This window comes from Klebsiella sp. K47 (assembly GCF_051858335.1).
GTDB lineage: Bacteria > Pseudomonadota > Gammaproteobacteria > Enterobacterales > Enterobacteriaceae > Klebsiella > Klebsiella pneumoniae.
The window spans coordinates 1-216 of record NZ_JBPYUI010000528.1 but is presented as its reverse complement, the minus strand read 5'-3'; the positions used below and the strand labels follow the sequence as shown (position 1 = coordinate 216).

Annotated in this window: 1 protein-coding gene; it reads left to right on the top strand. The window is 55.1% G+C overall.

Annotated features, from left to right (window positions below; all coding sequences use genetic code 11):
• Window positions 1-92: 92 nt before the first annotated feature.
• A partial coding sequence (locus tag RRF55_RS29090; protein WP_439419463.1) for a nitrilase-related carbon-nitrogen hydrolase occupies window positions 93-216 on the top strand: 124 nt, incomplete at its 3' end.

Below are 216 nucleotides of genomic sequence, written 5' to 3'. Positions count from 1 at the left end.
GAGGGTTTTAATTATTTTTGGCTTTTAAAGCCGATATTTATCGGCTATAAAGTGCTCATCGTCTTCCCTTGTACCTTCCCAAGGAGGTTCCCATGAGCCGTACCGTCACCGTCGCCGCCACCCAGATGGCTTGTTCCTGGGACCGCCAGGCAAATCTCGCCACCGCCGAAAAACTGGTGCGCGAAGCCGCCGCCAAGGGCGCGCAGATCATCCTGA